We start from the raw sequence: 21,264 nt of genomic DNA on the forward strand, positions 1-21,264 counted from the left end.
TTAACCACCTCCCCTAGTAGCCTGCTCCGCCGAGGCTTGATCGACCAGCTTCGACCAGACCAGCAAGCCAACACCGGCAACGATGAACGCGGCCGGCTGATACACCTGCCAAACCCCTGCAACCAGCAGCCCAAACCCCAGCAGGCCCGCTAGCCAGGACAAAACAACCAACTTCATATACCCACCCCTTCGTCGTACACCGACGTGCCGGAAGCCTCGGAAATGTCACCACTGATACCGGTGGCCATTACCGCAGCAACGATGCCGTCAATTCGGCCAGTAGCTTTGGATTTATCGACCTTTCGGTTATTGGCCGGGTCGAACACGATCACCGCATTGCCCGCGTTCCAGGTCATGACCGGGTTGTCGTCATGCAACAGGGTCTCGACCGTCTCAACAGGGGTCGAGACTTCGGAAATAACCTGATAGTCGTCCGGGTCTAGGTCGATTACGTCCTGTTCGATCAAGTCCGGCGATTCAACCTTGCGCCCCAGCAACCGGCGTTCGAATTCATCGACAGCGGGCCCCATGTCCTTGAAGCCCTGACCGAAGGGCACCAGCTCCGGCAGCGTGATCGCCTGATCATTCATCAGCTGCAACAAGTCCTCTACGCGCCAGCGGTCATAAGCGATCCGGCGCACGTCGAAGTAATCGCAGATTGTCTGCAGGCGGCGCAGCACATGCAGCTTACTGATAGCCCGGCCGGGGGTAGTCTCCAAGTGGCCTTCCTTGATCCACTGCAGGTACGGCACACGGTCGCGCTTCTCCCGCCCGGCCAGGTCTTCGTCCGGTATCCAGAAGTACGACAACGAGCGCCAATGCGGATCGTGTGGCACCGGACTGAACATCAGCACAAAGGCGGTTAAGTCGGTGGTGCTGGAAAGGTCCAGGCCGCCCACACACGGCCGGTTGCGTAGAACACGCATAGGCACCCGCTCTGCGGCACCGCTCCAGATCTCCCAGGACAACCAGGGCGAGGTGGCTTGCGTCCACTCGCAGAAGTTCAGGCGCCGTACTACGGCCTCCTTTGCGGGAAGCCCCTTGGCTTCCGCTACCTGCTCCCGCAGGTACTTACGGCCCGGGATACCATCGCTTTGCCCCTCTAGAACAAAGTCCAGTGAGGGGTTCACTTTCGGCCAGCAGGATTCATCCTTGAACGGATCATCGCCCTTATCCAGCGAGCAGATGTAGGCAAAAAAAGCGTCGTTCTGCTCCTTGCCTTCGCAGATCCTCACGCCCAAGTCGTGATACTGGCCACACACCGACCCTTTGTCTGAGCCGCTGTTTGTGATCATCACAATCAGCGCTCGGCGTCGAAACTTCGTACCGGCCCGCATCATGTTCACGGCGCTGGCCGTCTTGTGTTCGTGCAACTCGTCGATCAAGGCGACATGAGGTCGGGGGCCTGACTGGCCGTCGTCGGAACTGATCGGACGGAAAAAGCTGTTCGTGCCGGGGTAGAACAAGTTCCACACCTTTTCATCACGGCCGGACTGCACCAGGCGGGCCGAGAGGTGCGGCGACATGTTCACCATGCTGACCGCATCGCGGAACAGGATTTGAGCCTGATCCTTTTTCGTCGCGGCTGCGTACACTTCGGCCCGTTGCTCACCATCAGCCACCAGGCCATACAGGCCAATCCCACCAACCAATGGCGACTTGCCCGAGCCCTTCCCTGTTTCGATGTACGCCTGGCGGAAACGGCGATAGCCATCATCGGTGTACCAGCCGAACAAGCTACCGACAATGAACGCCTGCCAAGGCGCCAAGCGGAACGGCAACCCCTCAAAGTCGCCACCGTTCAGACACAACACGTCCTCAAAGAATCCGATGGCACGTTGCGCGGCTTCGGCGCTCCAGATCAGCCCGCGTTGCTGGCCAGTTTCCAAGTCCTGCAGGTGACGGCGCGCCGCGTTGCGCACGTCCGGACCCGCAACGATTGAGCCTGCCAGCACGCGGTCGGCAAAACCCTTTACCCGGCAATCAGCTGAAATATGCGGCGGCGGCGTCTCGTTCTGCATTGGGGAAAAGATCTCCTTGCGCCGCAGGGGCAGCTTTCAGATTCCGGCGCGCCAGAGGCGACAAGCCAAACTGAGCGCCTGCAGCATTGGCGCGCTTCTCGGCATCGTTGGCCAACTGCCGCAAAACGTGGGTCTGCTGGGCACCGGTCTTGAAGGTCTGGACCTCACCGCCCAAGCCATCCAGCGATTCGGAATTGCGCTTCGCAATCAGTCGCTGAAAGCGCAGCCAGTCGCCATACGCCTGGCAGTACGTGGCCAGCGCCATCTGGTCGAGCCGTGACACCCAGCCCAGCGCAAGCAGCGCCTCGGTAATGCGCGTCCATTCGGAAGCCGCGTCATCGGAAAGGAACTCCGGCATGGGCGGCACGCCAACCGGAACCGCAGGATCTTTGATTTCGTTCATCAGCTGGGCGGGCGAAAGCTTGCTGCGATTTCCCTTGAGCAGATGCACCGACGCGGGCAGGCCAGGCCGCCCAGAGTTACCGTTTCCGGCCATGGAAACCTCCAATGTCTGATACCCCCCCACCCTCATTTTTCCCGGTTTTGCACACGGAGGGGGGCGAGCGGTCTAGAAGAGGGGCGGAAGAAAGTTTTTTACCCCCCCCACCCCTACAAATGAGAATTTTTCTCAGCTAAAACTATGGGCTATCCGGGCTGCGGAATGTGCATCACCCAACCCTGCATCTTGGCTGGCCTCGGACGCATGAAACACAGCTGTCCACCCATCCACCTGTCAGGATGAACCGCCAACAAACCAGCTTGAAGCAGCGGCTCAAGAAGCCTCATTGCTTGCATGACATCTGCGCTGTATCCGCAAACGTCATCAGGGCCAAGCGGCAGTTGGTGACATTGGCACCGCCGGTGAAACTCAACGCCTTGAGTAGTCATAATCAACCTCTATTCCAGTGGTGGCCGGGGTCCAGTGGCCGGCCATCGGCAGCGCACCCGGGAAGGCGCCCGCTCTTTTCGGCTCGCTGTTTTGTCGAGTCATGGCAGAACTTGCACAGGCTCTGCCAGTTCGACCGACGCCAGAACAGTTTCCAGGCCAGATTGATCGCCGCAGGGTTGCCGCTGTCCTTGGCCTCTTTCAGCTTCGGCGCAACCTTGTGGTCTACGACCGTCGCCGCCACTGGCCGCTGATCCGTGGAACACATGGAACAGAACGGATGCTCGCGCAAGAAACTATCCCGCGACTGCTGCCACTTGTAGCCGTACCCACGTTCGGAGCTGCTACCGCGACGGTCACTGTCCTGGCTGGCCATTGTCTGGCACCTCGCAAACACCGAGACGCTTTGCCGCCCACCGCTCGTACAAGCCGATAGCAACATCAGCACCCGCCATCGCGGTCAGGCAGCCGAAGGCGCCCGCCGTCCAGATCGAAACACCAGCCGCGATCAACAACATCATGGCCGACAGCCCGCAGACGATGCAGGCACCGGACCGCAAGGCGAGGCGCCGCATCAACGCCCAACCACGGGCGCCGTCCTTGTCTGCTCGCCACATTTCACCGGACACGCCGCCGACCAGGGCCAGGACGATCACCAGCCAGATGGGCATTTCCGCAAGCGCTTGCTGCTCGTTCGTCATCACCTACCCCTTAAACGCAAAAACCCGGCGCAATGGCCGGGTTTAGTGTGTGGGTGCCTGCCGCTATCTGCGGTCGCACCTATCGAAGATGGCTGTATTAAACAGGTCAATTCCGGTGGCAGCAACCTAGTTTTAATGCCACCCGGTGAATGTCTGGCGAACGTCTAGGCAATGTCGGTGAATATCTTTACCACGGCATTCAGCGCCCTGGCGCTGTCCTCCCTGTCTCACCAATCTAGAGTCAGGTAGGACAGTTACAGACCCCGCAATACGGGGCTTAGCCCAACCGTCCTACTAATTTACTTATTTTCTCGCGTATAGAAGAAAAAGAGAAAAGCACGCGTGCGCGCACAAGCGCGCATTGTGTACCCGCTGCGCTCACATACGCGCATGACGTGCGGGAAGGTTGGACGGTAGGACAGGCCAGGAATGACAAGGCCCGCGCTTGTCCTTCCACGCAAAAGCGCGGACGGACAAGGCGAGCCAGTAGGACAGATACGGATGCTTTAAGGCTAAGCCTCAAGCCGCCCTCCCAATCAGCATGCCCTCAATGAACAGGTGCGCATCATGCAGACGCTGATAATAAGTATCGCGTCCGCAGCCACAGTGCGCGTACCGCAGCCGCATGTCGAAGTCGTGGCAGCAGTAATGCTCACGCACGACCGTAGCAAGCTGCTCGTCCAGATGTTTTGTCACTATCAGCTCAATATCTATCGAGCTTTCGAGCGGCACTCTACTTGCACGCCTGCCACGGATCAACTGGCCGTTACTCTCCATCATCATTGCGACCATGTTGCCACCGGCCAATCCACCCGCCGAGAAGTCGCTGTGAAGCTCCAGGGCCCAAACCTTTAGAAGCGCATCGATCTCCTTAATCATCGAAACAGGGCTCCTCAAACCGCTCCTGCGCCAAGGCAGTGTCGCCCCATCCGTCTGGCTTCTTGTAGGCCCAAGGTCGCACGCCACTCTTTGCAAGCGCCGGCTGCCGCACTTTTCGCCAGCCCAACCGATGCATGATCGCACCAACGCGCATTTGCTCTGGCTTACCCCAGTGCCCGAAATCAAGTTTCAATGCGTCGGCCAAGATCTGGCTACCCGTGGTGGTCTTGCCCAGGTGCGATTCCTCCAACCACTTGAGAATCGGCCCTTCCCACTCATCGACTACAAAGCGCTCCTCCTGGGCCTCGGCAAATAGCGGAGCCTCATCCCGGACCACCCACCAAATATCACCAGCCTCATAGCAGAACATCGCCTCGGCCCACAGCTGGTCACGGATCTCCCGCAGCTGCTCCAGCTCGACCTTCGTGCAGGCCACCGGCCAATAGCGGCGGTTGCCTGTAGCGTCTTTAAGGTATTCGTCTTGGTTGGTGGTGCCGACGAAAACACACTGCCGGGGCACATCCATAGTCCTGCGGCCGTAGCTCTCACGATAGGTATCAACCGATGCCGAGAAAAACTGCTTGGCCTTGGTGGATTCGGCTTTGTTGAAGCTATCCAGCTCGCCCAACTCGACGATCCATTTGCCACGGATCGCCTGGAAACCGTCCTTGTCACCGAGGGCAAAAGGGGTATCCATGAACCATTCGCCGCCCAGGATGCTCATGGCCGTGGACTTACCAGCGCCCTGGGCCCCTTCCAAGATCATTACCGAGTCAGCCTTGCAACCGGGCGACATGACCCGGCCTACGGCGGAAATCATCCAGCGCTTGCCCACCTTCTCGCTGTAATCGGTAGGGGCCACACCCATGATTGTCGTCAGCCAGCTATCCAGCCGGGGCACCCGGTCCCATTCCAGGGATCGCAGGTAGTCCCGCACAGGATGAAACGCTTGATCATGGGCTACCACGCTCACCGCTTCGATTACGTGGCCAACCTTTACCCGCAGGTTGTATTGCTGGGCCAGCCATTTCATTACCAGCATATCGTCGATGTCCGCCCAATCGCCGGTCGAGCCACCATAGGGCGGCACCCGCAACTTGACGATCTTGGAGCTAAACGAGCTAAACCCGATCACCCCGGCCCACCGAGGATCACTGCTCAGGATCAATTCAACGTTCTGCATATGGGCAATCAGCATGCCGCTGTCTGTCCTGGCCAACATATCCTTCCAACCACCGGCTGCCGGCGGTTTGACCACGGCCAGCACCTGGCGCCGCACCGCTTCCAAACCTTCAGCGCAATGCAGATCGTTGAAGTCAGTCCACTTGATTTCACGCTCACCCGAAAAGATAGGAGCTACGACCTGCCCCCCAACGACCGTCGCAGCATTCTCTGCACGCTCCTTGCCTGGATTCCAGGCATCGCCATTGGGGCGCGTTGTCTTCCAGTCGTCATCCCGACAAAGAATGATTGGCCGACCAGGGAAACGCTCGCGCATTGCTTTGGCCACCAACATCAGGTTGCCGGCATCGAAGGCGATAGCCACAGTCAACGAAGTGGCCATGTGCAGGCTGGCGCCCGTCGCGTAGCCTTCGCAGATCAGCACAGGTTCGCCAGGCTCAGGATGGGGCCCAACCAGATGGAAAGCGCCCTCCTTTGACATCCCATAGGGCCAGTAAGACTTATCCCTGCCGGTGTCTTCTTGCTTCTGCGGATAGATCACCTGCAGGCCGACAATTTGGTCCCGGACGTTGCACATTGGGACCAAGAAGGCCCCAGAGCGTGGCGCATAGCGTACCCCGAACCCTACGATCTGCTTTCGGTCCAGATAGGCGCTCTTGCCCTTTTCCGGCATGCGCTTGAACATCGCGGCAGCTCGATTCGCTGCACGACGCGCCGCATTAGCCGCCACCTCTGCAGCTCTGCGCTTGGCTTCCTCCTGCCGAGCGCGCATAACCTCGCGCTCCTCTGCGCTCATGCGCCCGGCCTTGACCTTGATTTTCTGCGTCTCACCGGAACGCCAATCGCCGAAGCCACCGAAGAGCAGGGTTTCGCCCTTCTCCGTGCGATGCTCATGCACCACGTACCAGCCGTTTTTTTCCCGCCCCTTGTCTTGTGCCGTCTTGCAACGAGTCAACTTGCCGTATACCAAAGGCTGCGCGGGCTCTAGGCCATAATCTGCGAACTGCGCCAACACCTCATCGAGCATAGCGAGCCCCCCTTGCATCCTCGACTTGCTGGCAGTCCAAGCACAACGTGCAACCAGGCTGTGCAAGCTGACGAGCCTCAGGAATGGGAGAATCGCAATCTGTACATATCGAGAAGGAATGCCCGGATACCCGAGATCTCATCAACAGACGCGCCGCAAGGGCTTGATCTAATCGCTCCTGCACCAGATCAGTGGCGAAATCAACGTCGTCCGACATGATCCACCCCCCGAGTCGTCTGGTTCACGTAGCTGGCACGATTGAACAACCCCAGCAACCCCTGAATACCGCGAAACACCTGCAGGCGGATCTCTGCCAACTCGGCATCACTGACTACACCGTCGCCAATGCTCTTAGCCCAGGTATCAGCAAGGTCCGCTACCTGGCGGAAGTACACCGCGATACCAGTGGTCAAGGTTTCCGGCATGTCATTCGTGTAAGTCTCGGACAACTCCTGCCAGATCGTATCGCCCACCAGGGCATGCACGGCATCGAGAATGCGCCGATCCTTGGTTAGCTCCAGAATCTCGCCAAACTCTTGAACGTTGACGCTATGGCTAGGATGGGTCGGGGATAGCTTGTGCTGCAGCGTGGTAGGGTTCCGGCCGGTGGTGGCGGCGATGGCGGCAGCACCGCCGGGATAGTCCCGGGCGGCATGGTACAGCGCGAGATCGAGCGGCAAGACTTCCCGCTTAGCCCGCTCAACACTACTTAGAGCAATTCGGCTCATGGCATTAATCCTTAAAAGTTGCCAGTGCCGCGCAGCATGTAGTGGTGATACATTTGCTGCGTGGCTTGAAACGGCCCAAAAGCCGGTCAGATCCTCAAGATCGAAACCGGCACCGTGCCGAGGCAAACAATCCGTTGTTCACCTCTGGCGCAACAGCTGCCCTATCTGTGGTGGAGAAAGGCAGCAACCCAAGGCTTCCGAGCCCTGGAAAGCGCGGTAGCGGTAGACGTTTTTGCATGTGGTGTGCGCGTCCACCTAAACCGCGACCCGGTGACACTGTGGTGGTGTGTACCGGGAGGAACGAGGCGGCCGTAAGGTCGCCTTTTTTCTAAGCCGCGTGATTAATTGCGGCCTCCGGGGGAAAAACGTCATCAAGTGAACAAATCACTCCAAGCCCATTTAGCGCCCGAACAATGGAGCGGCACTCGGCCAGACCAGCGGTCCTACGCCCAGCTTCGTAATTACTGAGCCGCGTCTGCGTCCAACCAAGCTCCGCAACAAGCTCGATTTGTTTGATACCAGCTCTGTCTCTATAAGCAGCGATAAGGTTCATCGATACCTCCTCTATCTCAGCGCCATATTAAACACGATTCGTGAACATTTCAACACGTTACGTGCTGATAAAAAACCTCATATCGTGGTAAAAAAAACACATGAATAATTTAGGAAATCGCATCAAGCAGTTACGGAAAGCCCTAGGCATGAGCCAGCAGGCGCTTGCGTATGCCTGTGGCTGGGATTCTCAGTCACGAATCGGCAATTACGAGAAAGGCACCCGACAACCAAACCTTCAAGACCTCGAAACAATGGCGGGTGCCCTGGGCGTATCGCTGCCAGATTTAGTTGCCGGCCGTGATCGTTCCGAACTCAACTCACTACCTGAGCACATACAAGGCCGTGTCCGTTCGGAAGACCGTCTAACGCGAGACTACGGACGCTCCTCCGACAAAGGTCAGCCAATTGGAAGCAATATTGGTTGGGCAAAAAATGGGAAAGTCCCCGTTATTGGAAGCGCGCAACTGAGCGCCGAGGGCTACTTTGAGGAGCTATCAATGCCCCTTGGCCCTGGAGATGGGTTCTTAAACATTCATAGCGACGACCCAGACGCATACGGGCTCAAGGTGACAGGCGATAGTCTTCTGCCTCGAATAAAAAACGGAGAGTTCGTCCTAATCGAACCCAGCAAATCATTCGACAGCGGTGATGAGGTGATGGTTAAAACGACCTCAGGTAAAAGCATGATCAAAGAGTTCATCTACCTGCGGGATGGCATGTACAGGCTCGACAGCATCAACTCAGAACAGGCCACGATCCACCTACCAGAGAAAGAAGTACTAGAGATACATCTAGTCGGTGGCATTCTGAAATCATCACGATTTCTTCACAGCTCTGCAGAATTTTAGCACGATGCGTGTTGATTTTTAAAACACAATACGTGATATTAAATGCCTCTCTTCCACCACAGAGCGAGGCAATACCATGCACACCACCGCAACTCTGCACGCCCATCCGGCGTGCAACCCCATCCGCGTATTCGAGGTTCGCCACTTAGCCCGCGAGTACGGCTGCGCCTTTATCACCAGCAAGTACAAGCAACACTCTCATCAGCCTCACAAGCCCTTTGACCCAAATGGCGGGAGGGCAGCCTGATGAACTTGCCAATCCAACGCGTCTTTGAAGGCAATCAAGTGCGCGTCTTGATGATCAATGGCGAGCCTTGGTTTGTTGCCAATGATGTGTCGTATGTACTGCAATACAGCGAAGCATCTGCGATGACCCGCCATCTCGATGAGGATGAAAAGGGTCTGTCAATTGTGCAGACCCCTGGTGGCGACCAAGAAATGCTGGTCATCAACGAAGCCGGCCTGTACTCCGCCATTCTTCGCAGCCGCAAGGCGGAAGCCAAACGCTTCAAGCGCTGGGTGACTCATGAGGTACTGCCTTCGCTGCGCAAACATGGCGCCTACATCATGCCCACGGCAGAACCTGTCGCCGAAGCAACTGAGGTTCCACTAGCCGCCAACGTGGAGGCCGACCAAATCGTCAGTGCAGGACGTGTGTTCCGCGCCCTGTTCACCACAGCCCGTAGCATGGGCATGGCACGACGACTGGCAGCAACCCGGGCCAACCAAGCTGCAGTGCGCACCACAGGCATTGACTTGGTTGCCGAACTTGGCGCTTCAGACTGGCTGGAAGGCTCGGACCTACCAGCTCCACAGCGCAAACACTACGAGCTTCAACAAAATCTACGCTCTCATTTGGCAGCCAATGACTGGCCGCAAGGCGTTACCAACCAGCAAGTAATCGAGGCAATGGGCCTGACGCTGGATAAAGCGACTCAAATGGCCGTTGGCCAATCTTTACTGCTACTCGGCTATACCCGCGTCCGCCTGCCCGCCCACCGCCCAGGAGGGATTCGCCCTTGGGGCTACGTACTGAAACCAAATGGGCGTTCGCAGGAGGTGGCAGCATGAGCAGGTTCTCAATCGATAACCGCACGCTGCAGCTACTCAAGGCCCAGGTCAACCTGAGCCAAACCTTTAACCACACGCTGCGCAACTCACCCGAGCGCACGGCATTAAGGTTTCGCCTGAACGTTGACCGCGGCCCCGTCGAAAGCTCTTTCGTCTTGGAAATGGGTAACGAGCGCCACACCCTGACCCTGGCCAACGACAAGAAAGCCCACCTCAAGCTGGCAGACTTCATCGAGGACGTGGCCAACGGCCCAATCGACACGACTGCCCAGCTACAACCACTCCCGCACGCCGAGCGCGAGTATGGGAAGTTCAGCGCAGAGCTACGCGAACGGGTTTTCGGACTGGTCTGCCTGGGCGGATTCCTTGACCTTGATATGGGTTTCTCGCTGCCAATCAGGGCAGCGATCCACCGCACCCGGAGCCGTGCAGGCGCGACCATTATTCTCAGCATCGGACACCGAAGCCCACGAACCAAATGCTTCACAGTTCACGGCTCCGATGCAGAGATCTACAAGGCCGCCTGCGAATCCATCAACCACCTGGCCGCGCTGGCGACTCCCGCCGCGCACGCCGCTTAGGGGGCCGTTATGGATCGCAACCTTAAAGAAGCGGCCCGGTACTTCGGTATCACCCGGCCGCAGTTGATCGCCCTGATGCGGGAGAAAGACCTGCTCAATGCCAAGTGCCTACCAGCCTACCCAACACGGGACCGGGAATACCTGGGGACCAAGGAAGGCCAGTGGTTCCACCCGAAGCTAGGCATGCAATACAGCCAGTCAACGAGGGTTCGACAGGCCGGCATTCCCTGGCTAGCGGAGCAACTAGGGCTCGACCTTCCTGCCATCCCGGCAGACCGCCGTGACGTGGCCTAGGCAGTACGCCCGCCAGATCCTCGCTTTACGGACCAAAGAGGAGCGCAACGCTGCGCTTCTTGAGGTTCCGGAGCATCTGCGGGAGCTGACCAAAGCCCATTGCCTGATCACCTGGAATCACCCGAAAAGGAAGAAAGACCATGGATCACAAACTGATTGATCAAGCGCTGAACACGCTGCTAGCCACCAAGGCCGCCGACCGGACCGCCGAACAAATCCAAGGTTTCGCGCAGCTGGTGTGCAGCGCTGCCGGGATCTCCTTTGGTTCTCCTACACCAGCCCTAGCGGGCCTTCCAGTGCTACATGCGGCCGCATCGCTGCTAGCCGCCGAGCTGGATACCGCCGCGCTGAACCCGCACAGTCTCGTATCCACGACTATCAGTTTTCACGGTGCCTCAACGCCAACGATGGTCGCGCATATCCATAACAAACACGGGTTTGGCAACGGCGAAACAATCCTGTCCGGATATGGCAACTCCCCGGAACAAGTGCTGCAAGACCTTCGCAACAAGGCCTATGACCTCTGCAAACAGGTAGCGGCATGAATCCCCACACGGACCAGGCGCCACTGCGCCTACTACCCGCACCAGATCCGGCCACTGTCGAGCTGCTGTATCGCACCTTCGGCGACGTGCTGATCCCCCTGGACAAGCTGCGCGCGCAATATTTTCGCAACCTCAACGAGCAGACGTTTGTGGCCGAGATCACCAGCGGCCGCATTCAGCTACCGATTATGACGCTCGACAGCAGCCGTAAGGCGCCCAAGTACGCGCATATCCGACACGTTGCCGCCCTGATCGACATTCGCGCCTACAAGGCCGACGAGGAACAGGCCAGGCAGCAACCCGATACACCCGAGCAAACCCAGTAACCCAACGGCTGCCACCACCAGCCAAGCAAACCAGGAGCGCACCACATGACACACATTCAGATACTCACCCTGATCGCCCTTATCATCACCAGCGGCCTTGTTCTCGGGGTCGGCTACCTCATAGGTCAGACCAGCGGTCGAGAGACAGGCATAGAGGAAGGAAAAGCAATCCAACACGCGGACAGCGCCGAAGCCTTACGCGAGAAACAGCTACAGCTTGAGCAGGCCCAAGAGCACTACCAAACACTCTATGGCCGCTACAAGCGCGCCCTGGCCGCCTCACAGCTCGGCGACCAGGACCGGCAGCACCTGCTTTGCATCGCCGAAACACTGCGCGTAGCGGCCGGAGCGTTCAGCGCTTTTCGCACCTGCAAGGGCCTTGAGAGAAACGCCCATATTCAGCGGGAGCAGTTACTGGCCATGGCCGCACTACTCCAGCCAGCCGAGCAGGAGAAAGCCGCATGAGCCGCCCACCTGTACTGCTACGCCTCACACCACAGGCGGCCGGCGAGCTGCACCAGCAGCACCAGAAAGCCAGCGCCGAACTGCGCGCCCTGACCCGCTACCGGAAAGAGTTTGAACGGCAGGCAAAGGCCCTGCTCGGCAGCGAGGCCTTCCGCCAGCTGCAGAAGAACACCGACAACGCTCTGTTACTGGCAGACCTGGCCAAGGAGGTCGCGTGATGGATCGCCTCAAGATCGAGACGCCAGAGAAAAGCGGCATGCAGGCCGAACAGATCCACCACCAGGGCCAGGCCGCTTTGCTCTGCAACGCCAGCAGGATCGCCGCGCCTGTAAACAACAGCCTCTGCTGCGCAGCAGCAGGCATTACTGCTCCTTGCTGCAGCACCACCGAGGCGCTTACACCCCACGAAAAGCTGCGCGAGGCAGCCAACCCTGATGCAACGCTGATCGCTCAGATTCGCCCGCCCGCGCAGCTTGTCGAGGGGTATACGCGCCTGCGGGACTACATGGCCGAACGTACGGACAAGAACGACCAAGGAGGGAATCATGCTCGCTAAACGTACCTATACCCACTTTGGTTTCTGCTGCGGCCTGGGCTCAGGCGCTGCAGGTTTTAATGACAGCTCACTGCAGATCGCCCAACTGATCGGGAACTGGCGGTGCCTGGGCGGGGTTGACGTTGACCCCGCCGGTTTGGCCGACTTCGAAAGCCTCACTGGAGTGAAAGGTACGCTCCGGGATCTTTTCACCCGCGAGCAGTACACCGCGTTCCACGGGACGGAGCCACCTGCAGGCTGGATCGAGGCCACCGCCGAAGACATTCGCCGCGCAGCCGGGAACGAAGATCCAGACGCCGTATTTATTTCCAGCCCCTGCAAAGGCGCCAGTGGCTTGCTGCCGGAGTCAATGAGCCTGACACCCAAGTATCAGGCCCTTAATGAACTGACCCTTCGTTGCGTCTGGCTGATGCTTGAAGCCTGGCAACATAACCCCGTCAGCTTGATTGTGTTCGAAAACGTCCCTCGCCTTGCGTCACGCGGCCGGCATCTGCTCGACCAGATCGTCAAGCTGTTTGCACACTACGGCTACGCGGTAAACGAGACAGTCCACGACTGCGGGGAAATCGCCGGCCTGGCACAAAGCCGCAAGCGCTTCTTGCTGGTGGCCCGGCATATCGAGAAAGTCCGGGCGTTTCTGTACCAGCCTCAGCAACACCGCCTGCGCGGCGTTGGCGAGATCCTCGGGCGCATGCCCCTGGCGGGCGATATCGAACTGGCAGGCCCCATGCACCGCGTGCCCGCTCTGCACTGGAAAACCTGGGTTCGCCTTGCACTTGTGGAGCCCGGGAAAGACTGGCGCTCACTGAACCGCCTGAACGTTGAGGACGGGTTCCTGCGAGACTTCCTGATCGTTCCGGAGTACCGAGCGGGATACCTCGGCGTCAACCGTTGGGAAGATACAACCGGCGTCATTGCCGGCCGCAACACACCCACCAACGGCAACTACTCGGTAGCAGATCCGCGCCCCACCAGCTCGGCCGAGTATGCGCAGTTCGGCGTGATCCCATGGGCAAGGCATTGCGGCGTCGTCACCGGGCAGCGTAGCCCGGGCCAGGGCACGTTCAGCGTGGCCGATCCCCGGCCGAACTGGAAACGCCACTCGAACAACTTCCGGGTAGTTCCCTTTGCCAACTTCGCCGGCACCATCATCGCCGGCGGCAAGGGCGTGCAAGGGGGCTGGCAGTCCGTCGCAGATCCTCGCGTCCTCAATCGCAAGAAGGGCGATGCCTACCTCACCGGTGGACATTACGGGGTTGTCGAATGGGGCGGCAGCGCCGGCGCAGTTTCGGCGAACGCTCGCCACGACAATGGCCGCTGGTCCGTCGCTGACACCCGCATGCCGGCAGCCAACGACCGATTGGCGTGTGTCATCCGTAGCCCGTCGAATACCTGGAACAGGCCATTCACCACGCTAGAACTGGCCGCGCTGCAATCCATGTTCGACCCCGAGGACATGTGGCGACCGAACCAGGATACCGGCGCCCTGGAGCCGGTCGGCAAACCCTTCGTGCTGCACGGCAACAACGACGGCGCCTGGCGCGAGCGCATCGGGAACGCTGTTCCACGCAAGGCCGGCAAGGCCATTGCCGACGTGATGCTGAGCACGCTGATGCTTAACGAAATGGGCGAGACATTCACGCTTAGTAGCGTGCCGGTGTGGGTTCGTCCCCTGGCCATCGCCTTTAGCATGCCCGGGAAACAAGTAGGAGGTGCAGCATGAGCCGTAACCCTCTGTGCATGCAGAAGATCGCAAACATCTATGAAGCAAAGCGCCAGAACGATGCACCAAAGGTGAAGCAATGAACACTTCTTTCCTACTCATGGCCCAATATGGCGGCCAGGTGATCATCCCCCTTGAGCGCGTCTGCCTCGATTACTTCTGCCACCTGACACCCGAAAAAATGAAGGGCAAGGTAGCAAAGGGCGAGATCAACCTACCGCTTGTTTGCATAGAATCCAGCCAGAAGGCTGCCAGAGGTGTACACCTAAACGACCTGGCGGCCTACCTCGATGCGCAGCATGCGAAGGCAAAGAGCGAGCATGAAAAGCTCATGGGGCGCGGCTTACGGCGCGTCTCTTAACCCGCATTTGGGCCTCGATCACGGGGCCCGCTATCACCTTCTCGACCCATGACCACCCGGTATATGGATCACCATTCCCTCTAAGGTGCGTATAGCGCCGCATCGAGTTCCAATCCCGGTGGCCGGATACGCTGGCCACCCTCGGGATATCCCACCCCATTTCAAACAACCGGCTTACACCATCGTGCCGCAAGTCATGGAAATGAAGATCATCGATCTCTAGGAAGTTGCAGGCCCGGGTGAACGATGCCGAGATTGAGCGCGCATTGTAGGGAAACACCTCATCAGCCACCCGAGGCATGGACTGGAGAACACGCCAGGCCTCGGTAGGCATGTTGCACCAGACATCGTTCCCATACTTCTGCCCCGGGTTCTTCATGTCAGTAACCAAGGCAGACTGGTCCCTTTCATTAAGCGAGTCCCAGCGAATGCGCGTGATTTCTTCCTGTCTACGGGTAGAGAAAAGAGCAAACACAATCACCCGCAGCATGTCGATCTCCTGCCGGCGGCGATCACGCATCTGTTCAAAGTAAGTCAGAATCCGGTCGAGTTCGTCCAACGTTGGGCGCCGTGTCCGCTCGCGACTCCTGCTAACGGCTCCCATTTTGCGCAACACCTGCCGCGCATCAGACATTGCATGAGGGTCAACCTCATACCCCCACGCGGGCCTGGCCACTGATAACACCGCGCCAAGGTGGGCCAGGTCGTTGCCAACGGTCTGCGCCTGGATGCCGGCCGTCTCCATACGCCAGACCGCATACTCGACAAGCTTCTGACTTGTTAGCTCCACGTCCGCCACGTCACCTAACCAGGACTCTTTAATCGCACTTAGCGTTGCCCGCTTGGTTTTCCCAAGGGGACGCAGCTTTTCATACTGAACTAGGTATCGCTCAATCATCTCCTTAATCGAAACGCCAGCCCTGTTAGCACGCTCCAAAGCGCCAGGCTCTTTCAGTTCGACCTCTCGTTTTTTCAACCAGGCCTGCGCCGTGGCCTTGCGGTCGAATGTCTGGCTTTCCTGATAAACTGTGACGCCCTTTTGCATGATGCGAATCTGCGCGGTATACGCGACAGAGCCATCCTTGCGCTTACGAACGGTGATTGAGCCCATGATTTTGCTACACGACTGATTTTAGTTGCTACATTGTAGCAACGACCTTTCAGAAATAAGCAAAAACGGGGTAAAACAGTTGTGAAAGAGAAAATAGTAAATGCCGACGAAACCCGCAGAAAACCTAGCATCCACAGCAAAACCGGTATCTAGGAGATTTTCTGTTGCGCCGATGATGGATTGGACGGACCGCCATTGCCGTCACTTCCTGCGCCTTCTCTCCAAGCACACCCTGCTCTACACCGAAATGGTCACCACGGGGGCCTTGCTCAACGGCGATCATGAGCGCTTCCTGCGCTACCACCAGTCGGAGCATCCCCTGGCCTTGCAGCTGGGGGGCAGTACGCCTTCGGACCTGGCCGCCTGCGCGCGCATGGCCCAGGAGCACGGGTATGACGAGGTCAACCTCAATGTGGGCTGCCCCAGCGACCGGGTGCAGAACAACATGATCGGTGCGTGCCTGATGGGGCATCCGGCCCTGGTGGCCGATTGCGTGAAGGCGATGCGCGATGCGGTATCGATCCCGGTGACGGTCAAGCACCGGATCGGCATCAACGGGCGAGACAGCTATGAGCAATTGCGTGATTTCGTAGGGCAGGTCCACGAAGCGGGCTGTACCAGTTTTACCGTGCATGCCCGGATCGCGATCCTCGAAGGCCTGTCACCCAAGGAAAATCGGGAAATCCCGCCCCTGCGCTATGACGTGGCGGCGCAATTGAAGGCTGACTTTGAGCAGTTGGAGATCATCCTCAACGGTGGCATCAAGACCCTCGAGTCCTGCCATGAGCATCTGCGGACCTTCGATGGGGTGATGTTGGGCCGTGAGGCGTACCACAACCCCTATCTGCTGGCCGAAGTGGACCAACAGCTGTTCAACAGCACAGCACCGGTGATTTCCCGCGCCGAAGCGTTGGCGCAACTGCGACCTTACATTGCCGAGCATTTGGCCAGCGGTGGCGCCATGCATCACATCACCCGCCATATCCTGGGGCTGGGCACCGGTTTTCCAGGGGCACGCAAGTTTCGTCAGCTATTGTCAGTGGACATCCACAAGAGCAAAGATCCGCTTGCCCTGCTGGACCAGGCCGGCCAACTGCTCGAAGGACGCTAGGTATCGGTTCAATTGAACCTGATCCAGCTTTTGGCATCGTATTTATCTGGATAGCGCCCCAACCTTCAAACGGCCTTGTTCCGGCCGTAGCCTTTGGGGCTTCTGCAAGTATTTCGCGCCCTTGAGCGCTCGTCGGCGCTCGGGTAATGTCATCGGACCCATAGGACAGAGCACGCTCATGACTTCCAAGCTGGAACAACTGAAGAAAATCACCACCGTCGTGGCCGATACCGGAGACTTCGACGCAATTGCCCGAGTCAAGCCAGTAGACGCCACCACCAACCCATCGCTGCTGCTCAAGGCTGCGGCTATTCCAGGCTATGCCGAACTGCTCAACGCCAGCGTCAGTGATTGCAAAGGCGATGTCGGCCTGGCCAGCGATCGTTTCGGTGTGGCCGTCGGCCAGGAAATCCTCAAGGTCATCCCGGGCCGTATTTCCACCGAAGTCGATGCTCGCCTGTCTTTCGACACCACGGCCATGCTCAAGCGTGCTCATCGCTTGATCGACCTGTACGAAACGGCCGGTGTGGGCCGCGATCGAGTGCTGATCAAGATCGCTTCTACCTGGGAAGGTATCCGTGCTGCCGAGCAACTGGAGCGCGAAGGCATCCAGACCAACCTGACCCTGCTGTTCTCCTTTGCCCAGGCCGTGGCTTGCGCCGATGCCGGGGTGTTCCTGATTTCGCCGTTCGTGGGCCGGATCTACGATTGGTACAAGAAGGCGACTGGAAACGACTACACCAACGCGGACGACCCAGGCGTGCAGTCGGTGACTCGAATCTACAACTACTACAAGGCCAATGACTACAAGACAGTGGTCATGGGTGCCAGCTTCCGCAACCTGAATCAGATCGAGCAACTGGCAGGCTGCGACCGCCTGACCATCAGCCCGGACCTGATCGAAAAACTAGCGGCCGATACTGGCAAGCTGGAGCGCAAGCTGAGCCCGAGCAAGACCGGCGAAGCACGCCAGAGCCTCAACGAAGCGCAGTTCCGCTGGGCGTCGAACGAGGATGCGATGGCCACCGAGAAACTGGCGGAAGGCATCCGTCAATTCGCTCGCGACCAGGAAAAACTCGAGGCCCTGCTCAGCGCCAAGCTCTGATCGGGCAGCACGTATAAAAAAGGGCGAACCTTGATGGTTCGCCCTTTTTTTATACCCGGCATTTCTATCGATCAGTGGCGCTCCAGGGCGTTCACCAGATCATGGAAGGCTTCACGATTGGAGTCATTGAGCCCCATCAGAATCTTGTGGGCCTCCAGGACCTTGATCCGCACTACCTCCTCCGATTGATCCTGGGACGGTAGGTCGGTCAGGCACTCAGGACAGGGGATCGGGCGATCAACGATATTGAACACCTGATCGAAACCCATGGACTGCAAGAGCCGGGTAATGTCTTCGTGGGTGGTGACGACGGTGGGCAGCAGGCCGACCTTCTGCCGAGAAAGAATCGACAACTTGGCCAGCAAGCCCAGCGTGGTGCTGTCGATACTGCGGGTTTCCGTCAGATCGATCACGATCGCCGAGAAGTTCAGCGCAGTGAAGATCCGCTCAATAGTCGCATCCAGCGCCGAACAGAGGGTCAGGCGCACTTCACCGACGAATTTCAGGACAAAGGTGCCGTCCTGCTCGGCGAACTGGATTCTACCGGTACTCATCAAAGGTTCCTGCTCAACACTAACAGGGCGATATCATCCGGCATCTCCCCTAGCGTGGCCAATCCAAAAACTTGCCGCAGGCCATCCAGGCTGCCGCCCGCTGCCTTCACCCGTTCAGGCAAGGCTGCTTCTTTCTCTTTGAGTGTAGGCTCGGACAAAAGGTCCAGGATGCCATCGGACATCAACGTCAGGCTGAACACCGGCGGCAACTCCAGGACGTGGTCCTCGTAGGTTGCCTCGTTGAACAGCCCTACAGGCAAGCCACGTCCTTCCAGGTAACGCACGCTGCTTGGTGTATACAACACCGGCAACGGCAAATGCCCGCCAATGCTATAGGTCAACAAACCTGTCTCCTCGTCGATGACTCCACCGACCATCGTGACGTGTTTACCCAGCTTACAGCTGATAAGGCCGCGGTTGATATGGCCCAGGACTTCCGAGGGCTTGAACTCCGGTAGCGTGCCATTGCGCTTGGATTCGAACAACAGGCGCGTGGTCATGAACTTCAGCAGTACCGTGACGAAAGCCGAAGATGCGCCATGCCCAGAAACATCTGCCAGATAGAACGCCACCCGACGTTCGTCGACACGGAAGTAATCGACGAAATCCCCCGACAGGTACAACGACGGGATGATCTGGTGTGCGAAATGGAAGGCATCGATCGACCAGGGACTGGTGGGCAGCATGTTCATCTGCACCTGGCGACCTGCGTTCTGGTCCTCCTGGAGCAGATTGAGACTCGCCTCCAGCTCCCGGTTGGCCGCTTCGAGTTTTTCCCGGTAACGCTGGTTCTCCAGGAGCAGGCGCGCACGATCCAGGGCGCGACGTACCGAATGCTCAAGCACCGCCAAGTCTTCCAAGGGCTTGATCAGGTAGTCGGCAGCACCTAGGCGCAAGGCCTCGACCGCGTCGTTCATCACGCCCGCGCCCGACACCACGATCACCGGGGTTTGCGGCGACAGCTCGGTCACTTGACGGATAAGCTCGAGACCGCCCATCTGCGGCATGCGCAGATCGCAGATCACCAGATCGGGTTTGTCACGCTCGAATACCTGGAGACCCTGCTGGCCATTGGCGGCCTGCAGTACGCTGAAGCCACTGTCTTCCAAATAGGCCGCGAGACTCGCGCGTACTACTTCGTCGTCATCGATTATCAGCAGCGTGGCACTGGTTTTTTGCATGTGGGCAAACGGCGCCAGAATTAGGTTGGCGTAGGTGGCATGGCCCAAGGCCCGACGCACGCTACTGGATTCGCTTTCTAGCCACTCCGAGCAGGGCCAGGACCTTGAGTCCTGCACGCCCGAGCATCAGAGGTGCCCTTCTAAGGCGCAGACGGTACTCCCATCCGCGGGGCGTTTCAAGCTCATGCCGATGGTCGCTTGACGTCTTTACACGGCAAATCACCGAGAGTTATAAAAACCCCTGGAACCGCAACTCAATCGTAGGATGGAGCCATGAATCAGAACCAGCGTGACTACAGTGAAAAGCGCGATTACATCCGGATGCGGGTGGATGCCGAAATCACGCTGATTCACCAAGGGCAGGTGATCGAAGCCGTTTGCATCGATCTTTCCAGCGGCGGCATGCAGGTCCAGGCGCCTCGCTCGTTCCAGGTCGGCGATCAATTAAGCGTACGCATCGATTCGGAGCATGCGGCGCTCAGCGGCCTTGAAGCGGACACCGAAGTGGTATGGGTCAAGCCATCTGAGAGCGGCCAGAAACTTGGCCTTACAATCCTTAAAATGAAGTGAACCTCTGCTCAATGAAAAAGGCGGCCCAATGGCCGCCTTTTTTGTTTCCAGCAAGAACTACGCAGGCTTAAAAATCGTCTTCGACCTTGCCGTCCTTGACCTTGAATTCGCGGTTCTGCAGATACGCATTGCGAATGAAGGTGTACTTGTCGCCACGAATCAACTTGTCCGCCGCCAGCAGGCTGGCACGGGTATCGACCACATTCACGCCCATGGTGATGTTACGGGCCGGGATATCGTTGATGTAGCGATAAGGAGCGGTGTAGCTGTCGACATACTTGGCCGGCGCATCGCGCAAGGTGCTAGGCCCCAGCAACGGCAGCATCACGTAGGGGCCACTGCCGACCCCCCAATGGCCGAGCGTCTGGCCGAAATCTTCATCATTGCGCTGCAGGCCCATCTTGGTACCCACATCGAAGAAGCCGGCCACGCCCAGGGTGGTGTTCATCAACAGCCGTGCGGTGTCGACACCCGCGGCATTGGGCTTGGCCTGGAGGATATCGTTGACCAGGTTGCCGACATCACCAATGTTGCGAAACATGTTGTGGATGCCATCTTCCAGAAACTGTGGCGTAACGGCCTGGTAGCCCTGGGCCAATGGCTTCAAGGCATAGGTATCCACGGTATCGTTGAACGTGAAGATGGGGCGGTTGACGCTTTCCCACGGATCTTCCTCGGCTGCCTGGGCGACCAGGGGAGCCAGTGTCACACCGGCACTCATACATAGTGGAACTAGATAACGGCTCCAGCGCATCGCGGGAAACTCCTTGGCTTGTTCTCTCGTGGGGCATGCCCAGAGGTTAGGCTCAGGAGTATAAAGCGGAAGAAGCCGTTTAGGCAGTACCGACGCAAGCGACCCGAGCAAATCGGCCGGGGCGTTCAC

The 21,264-nt window shown here is 58.5% G+C and carries 28 protein-coding genes; 14 read left to right on the top strand and 14 right to left on the bottom strand.

All coding sequences use genetic code 11. From position 1 onward, the window contains the following. The 10 genes from ATY02_RS22560 to ATY02_RS22605 all read right to left on the bottom strand — a co-directional run bounded on the left by ATY02_RS22560 (nucleotide 1) and on the right by ATY02_RS22605 (nucleotide 7,977). Nucleotides 1-177, bottom strand: coding sequence for a hypothetical protein (locus ATY02_RS22560; protein ID WP_164823707.1), 177 nt, complete (start codon nucleotides 175-177; stop codon nucleotides 1-3). After that, nucleotides 174-2,021, bottom strand: a complete 1,848-nt coding sequence (locus ATY02_RS22565) for a terminase large subunit (protein ID WP_068587775.1) — start codon at nucleotides 2,019-2,021, stop codon at nucleotides 174-176. Before ATY02_RS22565 ends, ATY02_RS22560 begins: the two co-directional genes overlap by 4 nt. Continuing rightward, a complete protein-coding gene (locus ATY02_RS22570) occupies nucleotides 1,984-2,517 on the bottom strand; it encodes a phage terminase small subunit P27 family (protein ID WP_068587777.1) in 534 nt (177 codons plus the stop codon). The genes ATY02_RS22565 and ATY02_RS22570 overlap by 38 nt, the downstream gene beginning before the upstream one ends. Nucleotides 2,518-2,911: 394 nt before the next feature. After that, nucleotides 2,912-3,283: an HNH endonuclease signature motif containing protein gene (locus tag ATY02_RS22575; protein ID WP_068587780.1), complete on the bottom strand. Its 372-nt coding sequence runs from the start codon at nucleotides 3,281-3,283 to the stop codon at nucleotides 2,912-2,914. Next, nucleotides 3,264-3,608, bottom strand: coding sequence for a phage holin family protein (locus ATY02_RS22580; protein WP_068587782.1), 345 nt, complete (start codon nucleotides 3,606-3,608; stop codon nucleotides 3,264-3,266). Before ATY02_RS22580 ends, ATY02_RS22575 begins: the two co-directional genes overlap by 20 nt. A 519-nt stretch (nucleotides 3,609-4,127) precedes the next feature. Continuing rightward, nucleotides 4,128-4,487, bottom strand: a complete 360-nt coding sequence (locus tag ATY02_RS22585) for a hypothetical protein (protein WP_068587783.1) — start codon at nucleotides 4,485-4,487, stop codon at nucleotides 4,128-4,130. Further along, nucleotides 4,480-6,696 carry a VapE domain-containing protein gene (locus ATY02_RS22590; protein WP_068587893.1) on the bottom strand — a complete coding sequence of 739 codons (2,217 nt, stop codon included), beginning with the start codon at nucleotides 6,694-6,696 and terminating at the stop codon, nucleotides 4,480-4,482. Before ATY02_RS22590 ends, ATY02_RS22585 begins: the two co-directional genes overlap by 8 nt. After that, nucleotides 6,686-6,913, bottom strand: a complete 228-nt coding sequence (locus tag ATY02_RS22595; protein ID WP_083236084.1) for a TraR/DksA family transcriptional regulator — start codon at nucleotides 6,911-6,913, stop codon at nucleotides 6,686-6,688. Before ATY02_RS22595 ends, ATY02_RS22590 begins: the two co-directional genes overlap by 11 nt. Continuing rightward, nucleotides 6,897-7,424: a phage regulatory CII family protein gene (locus ATY02_RS22600; RefSeq protein WP_068587785.1), complete on the bottom strand. Its 528-nt coding sequence runs from the start codon at nucleotides 7,422-7,424 to the stop codon at nucleotides 6,897-6,899. The genes ATY02_RS22595 and ATY02_RS22600 overlap by 17 nt, the downstream gene beginning before the upstream one ends. Before the next feature lie 328 nt (nucleotides 7,425-7,752). Then, the gene (locus ATY02_RS22605) at nucleotides 7,753-7,977 is read right to left on the bottom strand and encodes a helix-turn-helix transcriptional regulator (protein WP_068587787.1); all 225 of its coding nucleotides are present in this window, start codon (nucleotides 7,975-7,977) and stop codon (nucleotides 7,753-7,755) included. Nucleotides 7,978-8,077: 100 nt separating this feature from the next. Between ATY02_RS22605 and ATY02_RS22610 the strand changes: the two genes are divergently transcribed. The 11 genes from ATY02_RS22610 to ATY02_RS22660 all read left to right on the top strand — a co-directional run bounded on the left by ATY02_RS22610 (nucleotide 8,078) and on the right by ATY02_RS22660 (nucleotide 14,749). Continuing rightward, on the top strand, nucleotides 8,078-8,827 hold the full coding sequence (locus tag ATY02_RS22610) for a helix-turn-helix domain-containing protein (protein ID WP_068587789.1): 750 nt from the start codon (nucleotides 8,078-8,080) through the stop codon (nucleotides 8,825-8,827). A 246-nt stretch (nucleotides 8,828-9,073) separates the two neighbouring features. Further along, a complete protein-coding gene (locus ATY02_RS36195; RefSeq protein WP_068587791.1) occupies nucleotides 9,074-9,898 on the top strand; it encodes a Bro-N domain-containing protein in 825 nt (274 codons plus the stop codon). Beyond that, nucleotides 9,895-10,479: a hypothetical protein gene (locus tag ATY02_RS22620; protein WP_068587793.1), complete on the top strand. Its 585-nt coding sequence runs from the start codon at nucleotides 9,895-9,897 to the stop codon at nucleotides 10,477-10,479. Before ATY02_RS36195 ends, ATY02_RS22620 begins: the two co-directional genes overlap by 4 nt. A gap of 9 nt (nucleotides 10,480-10,488) precedes the next feature. After that, the gene (locus tag ATY02_RS22625; RefSeq protein WP_068587794.1) at nucleotides 10,489-10,773 is read left to right on the top strand and encodes a phage antirepressor KilAC domain-containing protein; all 285 of its coding nucleotides are present in this window, start codon (nucleotides 10,489-10,491) and stop codon (nucleotides 10,771-10,773) included. 140 nt (nucleotides 10,774-10,913) lie between these two features. Beyond that, the gene (locus tag ATY02_RS22630; RefSeq protein ID WP_068587796.1) at nucleotides 10,914-11,318 is read left to right on the top strand and encodes a hypothetical protein; all 405 of its coding nucleotides are present in this window, start codon (nucleotides 10,914-10,916) and stop codon (nucleotides 11,316-11,318) included. Next, on the top strand, nucleotides 11,315-11,644 hold the full coding sequence (locus ATY02_RS22635; RefSeq protein ID WP_068587798.1) for a pyocin activator PrtN family protein: 330 nt from the start codon (nucleotides 11,315-11,317) through the stop codon (nucleotides 11,642-11,644). The genes ATY02_RS22630 and ATY02_RS22635 overlap by 4 nt, the downstream gene beginning before the upstream one ends. A gap of 45 nt (nucleotides 11,645-11,689) precedes the next feature. Continuing rightward, the gene (locus ATY02_RS22640; RefSeq protein ID WP_068587800.1) at nucleotides 11,690-12,109 is read left to right on the top strand and encodes a hypothetical protein; all 420 of its coding nucleotides are present in this window, start codon (nucleotides 11,690-11,692) and stop codon (nucleotides 12,107-12,109) included. Beyond that, the gene (locus ATY02_RS22645) at nucleotides 12,106-12,327 is read left to right on the top strand and encodes a hypothetical protein (RefSeq protein ID WP_068587802.1); all 222 of its coding nucleotides are present in this window, start codon (nucleotides 12,106-12,108) and stop codon (nucleotides 12,325-12,327) included. The genes ATY02_RS22640 and ATY02_RS22645 overlap by 4 nt, the downstream gene beginning before the upstream one ends. Continuing rightward, entirely contained in the window at nucleotides 12,327-12,665 is a 339-nt protein-coding gene (locus tag ATY02_RS22650) for a hypothetical protein (protein WP_176719824.1), read from the top strand. Before ATY02_RS22645 ends, ATY02_RS22650 begins: the two co-directional genes overlap by 1 nt. Next, nucleotides 12,655-14,388 carry a DNA cytosine methyltransferase gene (locus ATY02_RS22655; protein ID WP_068587803.1) on the top strand — a complete coding sequence of 578 codons (1,734 nt, stop codon included), beginning with the start codon at nucleotides 12,655-12,657 and terminating at the stop codon, nucleotides 14,386-14,388. Before ATY02_RS22650 ends, ATY02_RS22655 begins: the two co-directional genes overlap by 11 nt. 79 nt (nucleotides 14,389-14,467) lie before the next feature. After that, entirely contained in the window at nucleotides 14,468-14,749 is a 282-nt protein-coding gene (locus ATY02_RS22660) for a pyocin activator PrtN family protein (RefSeq protein WP_068587805.1), read from the top strand. On the opposite strand, the gene ATY02_RS22665 is transcribed toward ATY02_RS22660, so the two are convergent. Further along, nucleotides 14,718-15,860, bottom strand: coding sequence for a tyrosine-type recombinase/integrase (locus ATY02_RS22665; protein WP_068587807.1), 1,143 nt, complete (start codon nucleotides 15,858-15,860; stop codon nucleotides 14,718-14,720). The two genes, ATY02_RS22660 and ATY02_RS22665, sit on opposite strands and share 32 nt — an antisense overlap. A gap of 100 nt (nucleotides 15,861-15,960) precedes the next feature. Here ATY02_RS22665 and dusA point away from each other — a divergent pair, with 100 nt between their 5' ends. Beyond that, entirely contained in the window at nucleotides 15,961-16,971 is a 1,011-nt protein-coding gene (gene dusA, locus ATY02_RS22670) for a tRNA dihydrouridine(20/20a) synthase DusA (protein WP_068587810.1), read from the top strand. A 178-nt stretch (nucleotides 16,972-17,149) separates the two neighbouring features. Further along, nucleotides 17,150-18,076 (top strand): transaldolase, encoded by a 927-nt coding sequence (tal, locus tag ATY02_RS22675; RefSeq protein ID WP_068587812.1) that lies wholly within the window; start codon nucleotides 17,150-17,152, stop codon nucleotides 18,074-18,076. A 71-nt stretch (nucleotides 18,077-18,147) separates the two neighbouring features. Here the strand turns inward: tal and rssC are convergent, their stop codons facing one another. Both rssC and rssB read right to left on the bottom strand, forming a co-directional pair. After that, nucleotides 18,148-18,630, bottom strand: a complete 483-nt coding sequence (gene rssC, locus ATY02_RS22680) for an anti-sigma factor antagonist RssC (RefSeq protein WP_068587814.1) — start codon at nucleotides 18,628-18,630, stop codon at nucleotides 18,148-18,150. Then, the gene (gene rssB / locus ATY02_RS22685) at nucleotides 18,630-19,811 is read right to left on the bottom strand and encodes a two-component system response regulator RssB (protein ID WP_068587897.1); all 1,182 of its coding nucleotides are present in this window, start codon (nucleotides 19,809-19,811) and stop codon (nucleotides 18,630-18,632) included. Before rssB ends, rssC begins: the two co-directional genes overlap by 1 nt. Nucleotides 19,812-20,084: 273 nt before the next feature. On the opposite strand from rssB, the gene ATY02_RS22690 reads away from it, so the two are divergent. Continuing rightward, nucleotides 20,085-20,381 (top strand): PilZ domain-containing protein, encoded by a 297-nt coding sequence (locus ATY02_RS22690; RefSeq protein ID WP_068587816.1) that lies wholly within the window; start codon nucleotides 20,085-20,087, stop codon nucleotides 20,379-20,381. 67 nt (nucleotides 20,382-20,448) lie between these two features. On the opposite strand, the gene ATY02_RS22695 is transcribed toward ATY02_RS22690, so the two are convergent. After that, entirely contained in the window at nucleotides 20,449-21,135 is a 687-nt protein-coding gene (locus ATY02_RS22695; RefSeq protein ID WP_068587818.1) for a VacJ family lipoprotein, read from the bottom strand. Nucleotides 21,136-21,264: the final 129 nt, after the last annotated feature.

This window comes from Pseudomonas sp. BIOMIG1BAC, from assembly GCF_001705995.2.
Taxonomy (GTDB): domain Bacteria; phylum Pseudomonadota; class Gammaproteobacteria; order Pseudomonadales; family Pseudomonadaceae; genus Aquipseudomonas; species Aquipseudomonas sessilinigenes.

Coding starts and splice junctions, on each gene's coding strand:
- tal (WP_068587812.1), top strand. CDS start 17,150: ATGACTTCCAAGCTGGAACAACTGAAGAAAATCACCACCGTCGTGGCC.
- ATY02_RS22560 (WP_164823707.1), bottom strand. CDS start 177: ATGAAGTTGGTTGTTTTGTCCTGGCTAGCGGGCCTGCTGGGGTTTGGG.
- ATY02_RS22630 (WP_068587796.1), top strand. CDS start 10,914: ATGGATCACAAACTGATTGATCAAGCGCTGAACACGCTGCTAGCCACC.
- rssB (WP_068587897.1), bottom strand. CDS start 19,811: ATGCAAAAAACCAGTGCCACGCTGCTGATAATCGATGACGACGAAGTA.
- dusA (WP_068587810.1), top strand. CDS start 15,961: ATGCCGACGAAACCCGCAGAAAACCTAGCATCCACAGCAAAACCGGTA.
- ATY02_RS22575 (WP_068587780.1), bottom strand. CDS start 3,283: ATGGCCAGCCAGGACAGTGACCGTCGCGGTAGCAGCTCCGAACGTGGG.
- ATY02_RS22590 (WP_068587893.1), bottom strand. CDS start 6,696: ATGCTCGATGAGGTGTTGGCGCAGTTCGCAGATTATGGCCTAGAGCCC.
- ATY02_RS22565 (WP_068587775.1), bottom strand. CDS start 2,021: ATGCAGAACGAGACGCCGCCGCCGCATATTTCAGCTGATTGCCGGGTA.
- ATY02_RS22600 (WP_068587785.1), bottom strand. CDS start 7,424: ATGAGCCGAATTGCTCTAAGTAGTGTTGAGCGGGCTAAGCGGGAAGTC.
- ATY02_RS22605 (WP_068587787.1), bottom strand. CDS start 7,977: ATGAACCTTATCGCTGCTTATAGAGACAGAGCTGGTATCAAACAAATC.
- ATY02_RS22620 (WP_068587793.1), top strand. CDS start 9,895: ATGAGCAGGTTCTCAATCGATAACCGCACGCTGCAGCTACTCAAGGCC.
- ATY02_RS22580 (WP_068587782.1), bottom strand. CDS start 3,608: ATGACGAACGAGCAGCAAGCGCTTGCGGAAATGCCCATCTGGCTGGTG.
- ATY02_RS22635 (WP_068587798.1), top strand. CDS start 11,315: ATGAATCCCCACACGGACCAGGCGCCACTGCGCCTACTACCCGCACCA.
- ATY02_RS22595 (WP_083236084.1), bottom strand. CDS start 6,913: ATGTCGGACGACGTTGATTTCGCCACTGATCTGGTGCAGGAGCGATTA.
- ATY02_RS22640 (WP_068587800.1), top strand. CDS start 11,690: ATGACACACATTCAGATACTCACCCTGATCGCCCTTATCATCACCAGC.
- ATY02_RS22650 (WP_176719824.1), top strand. CDS start 12,327: ATGGATCGCCTCAAGATCGAGACGCCAGAGAAAAGCGGCATGCAGGCC.
- ATY02_RS22655 (WP_068587803.1), top strand. CDS start 12,655: ATGCTCGCTAAACGTACCTATACCCACTTTGGTTTCTGCTGCGGCCTG.
- ATY02_RS22570 (WP_068587777.1), bottom strand. CDS start 2,517: ATGGCCGGAAACGGTAACTCTGGGCGGCCTGGCCTGCCCGCGTCGGTG.
- ATY02_RS22610 (WP_068587789.1), top strand. CDS start 8,078: ATGAATAATTTAGGAAATCGCATCAAGCAGTTACGGAAAGCCCTAGGC.
- ATY02_RS22695 (WP_068587818.1), bottom strand. CDS start 21,135: ATGCGCTGGAGCCGTTATCTAGTTCCACTATGTATGAGTGCCGGTGTG.
- ATY02_RS22690 (WP_068587816.1), top strand. CDS start 20,085: ATGAATCAGAACCAGCGTGACTACAGTGAAAAGCGCGATTACATCCGG.
- ATY02_RS36195 (WP_068587791.1), top strand. CDS start 9,074: ATGAACTTGCCAATCCAACGCGTCTTTGAAGGCAATCAAGTGCGCGTC.
- ATY02_RS22665 (WP_068587807.1), bottom strand. CDS start 15,860: ATGGGCTCAATCACCGTTCGTAAGCGCAAGGATGGCTCTGTCGCGTAT.
- ATY02_RS22645 (WP_068587802.1), top strand. CDS start 12,106: ATGAGCCGCCCACCTGTACTGCTACGCCTCACACCACAGGCGGCCGGC.
- rssC (WP_068587814.1), bottom strand. CDS start 18,630: ATGAGTACCGGTAGAATCCAGTTCGCCGAGCAGGACGGCACCTTTGTC.
- ATY02_RS22585 (WP_068587783.1), bottom strand. CDS start 4,487: ATGATTAAGGAGATCGATGCGCTTCTAAAGGTTTGGGCCCTGGAGCTT.
- ATY02_RS22625 (WP_068587794.1), top strand. CDS start 10,489: ATGGATCGCAACCTTAAAGAAGCGGCCCGGTACTTCGGTATCACCCGG.
- ATY02_RS22660 (WP_068587805.1), top strand. CDS start 14,468: ATGAACACTTCTTTCCTACTCATGGCCCAATATGGCGGCCAGGTGATC.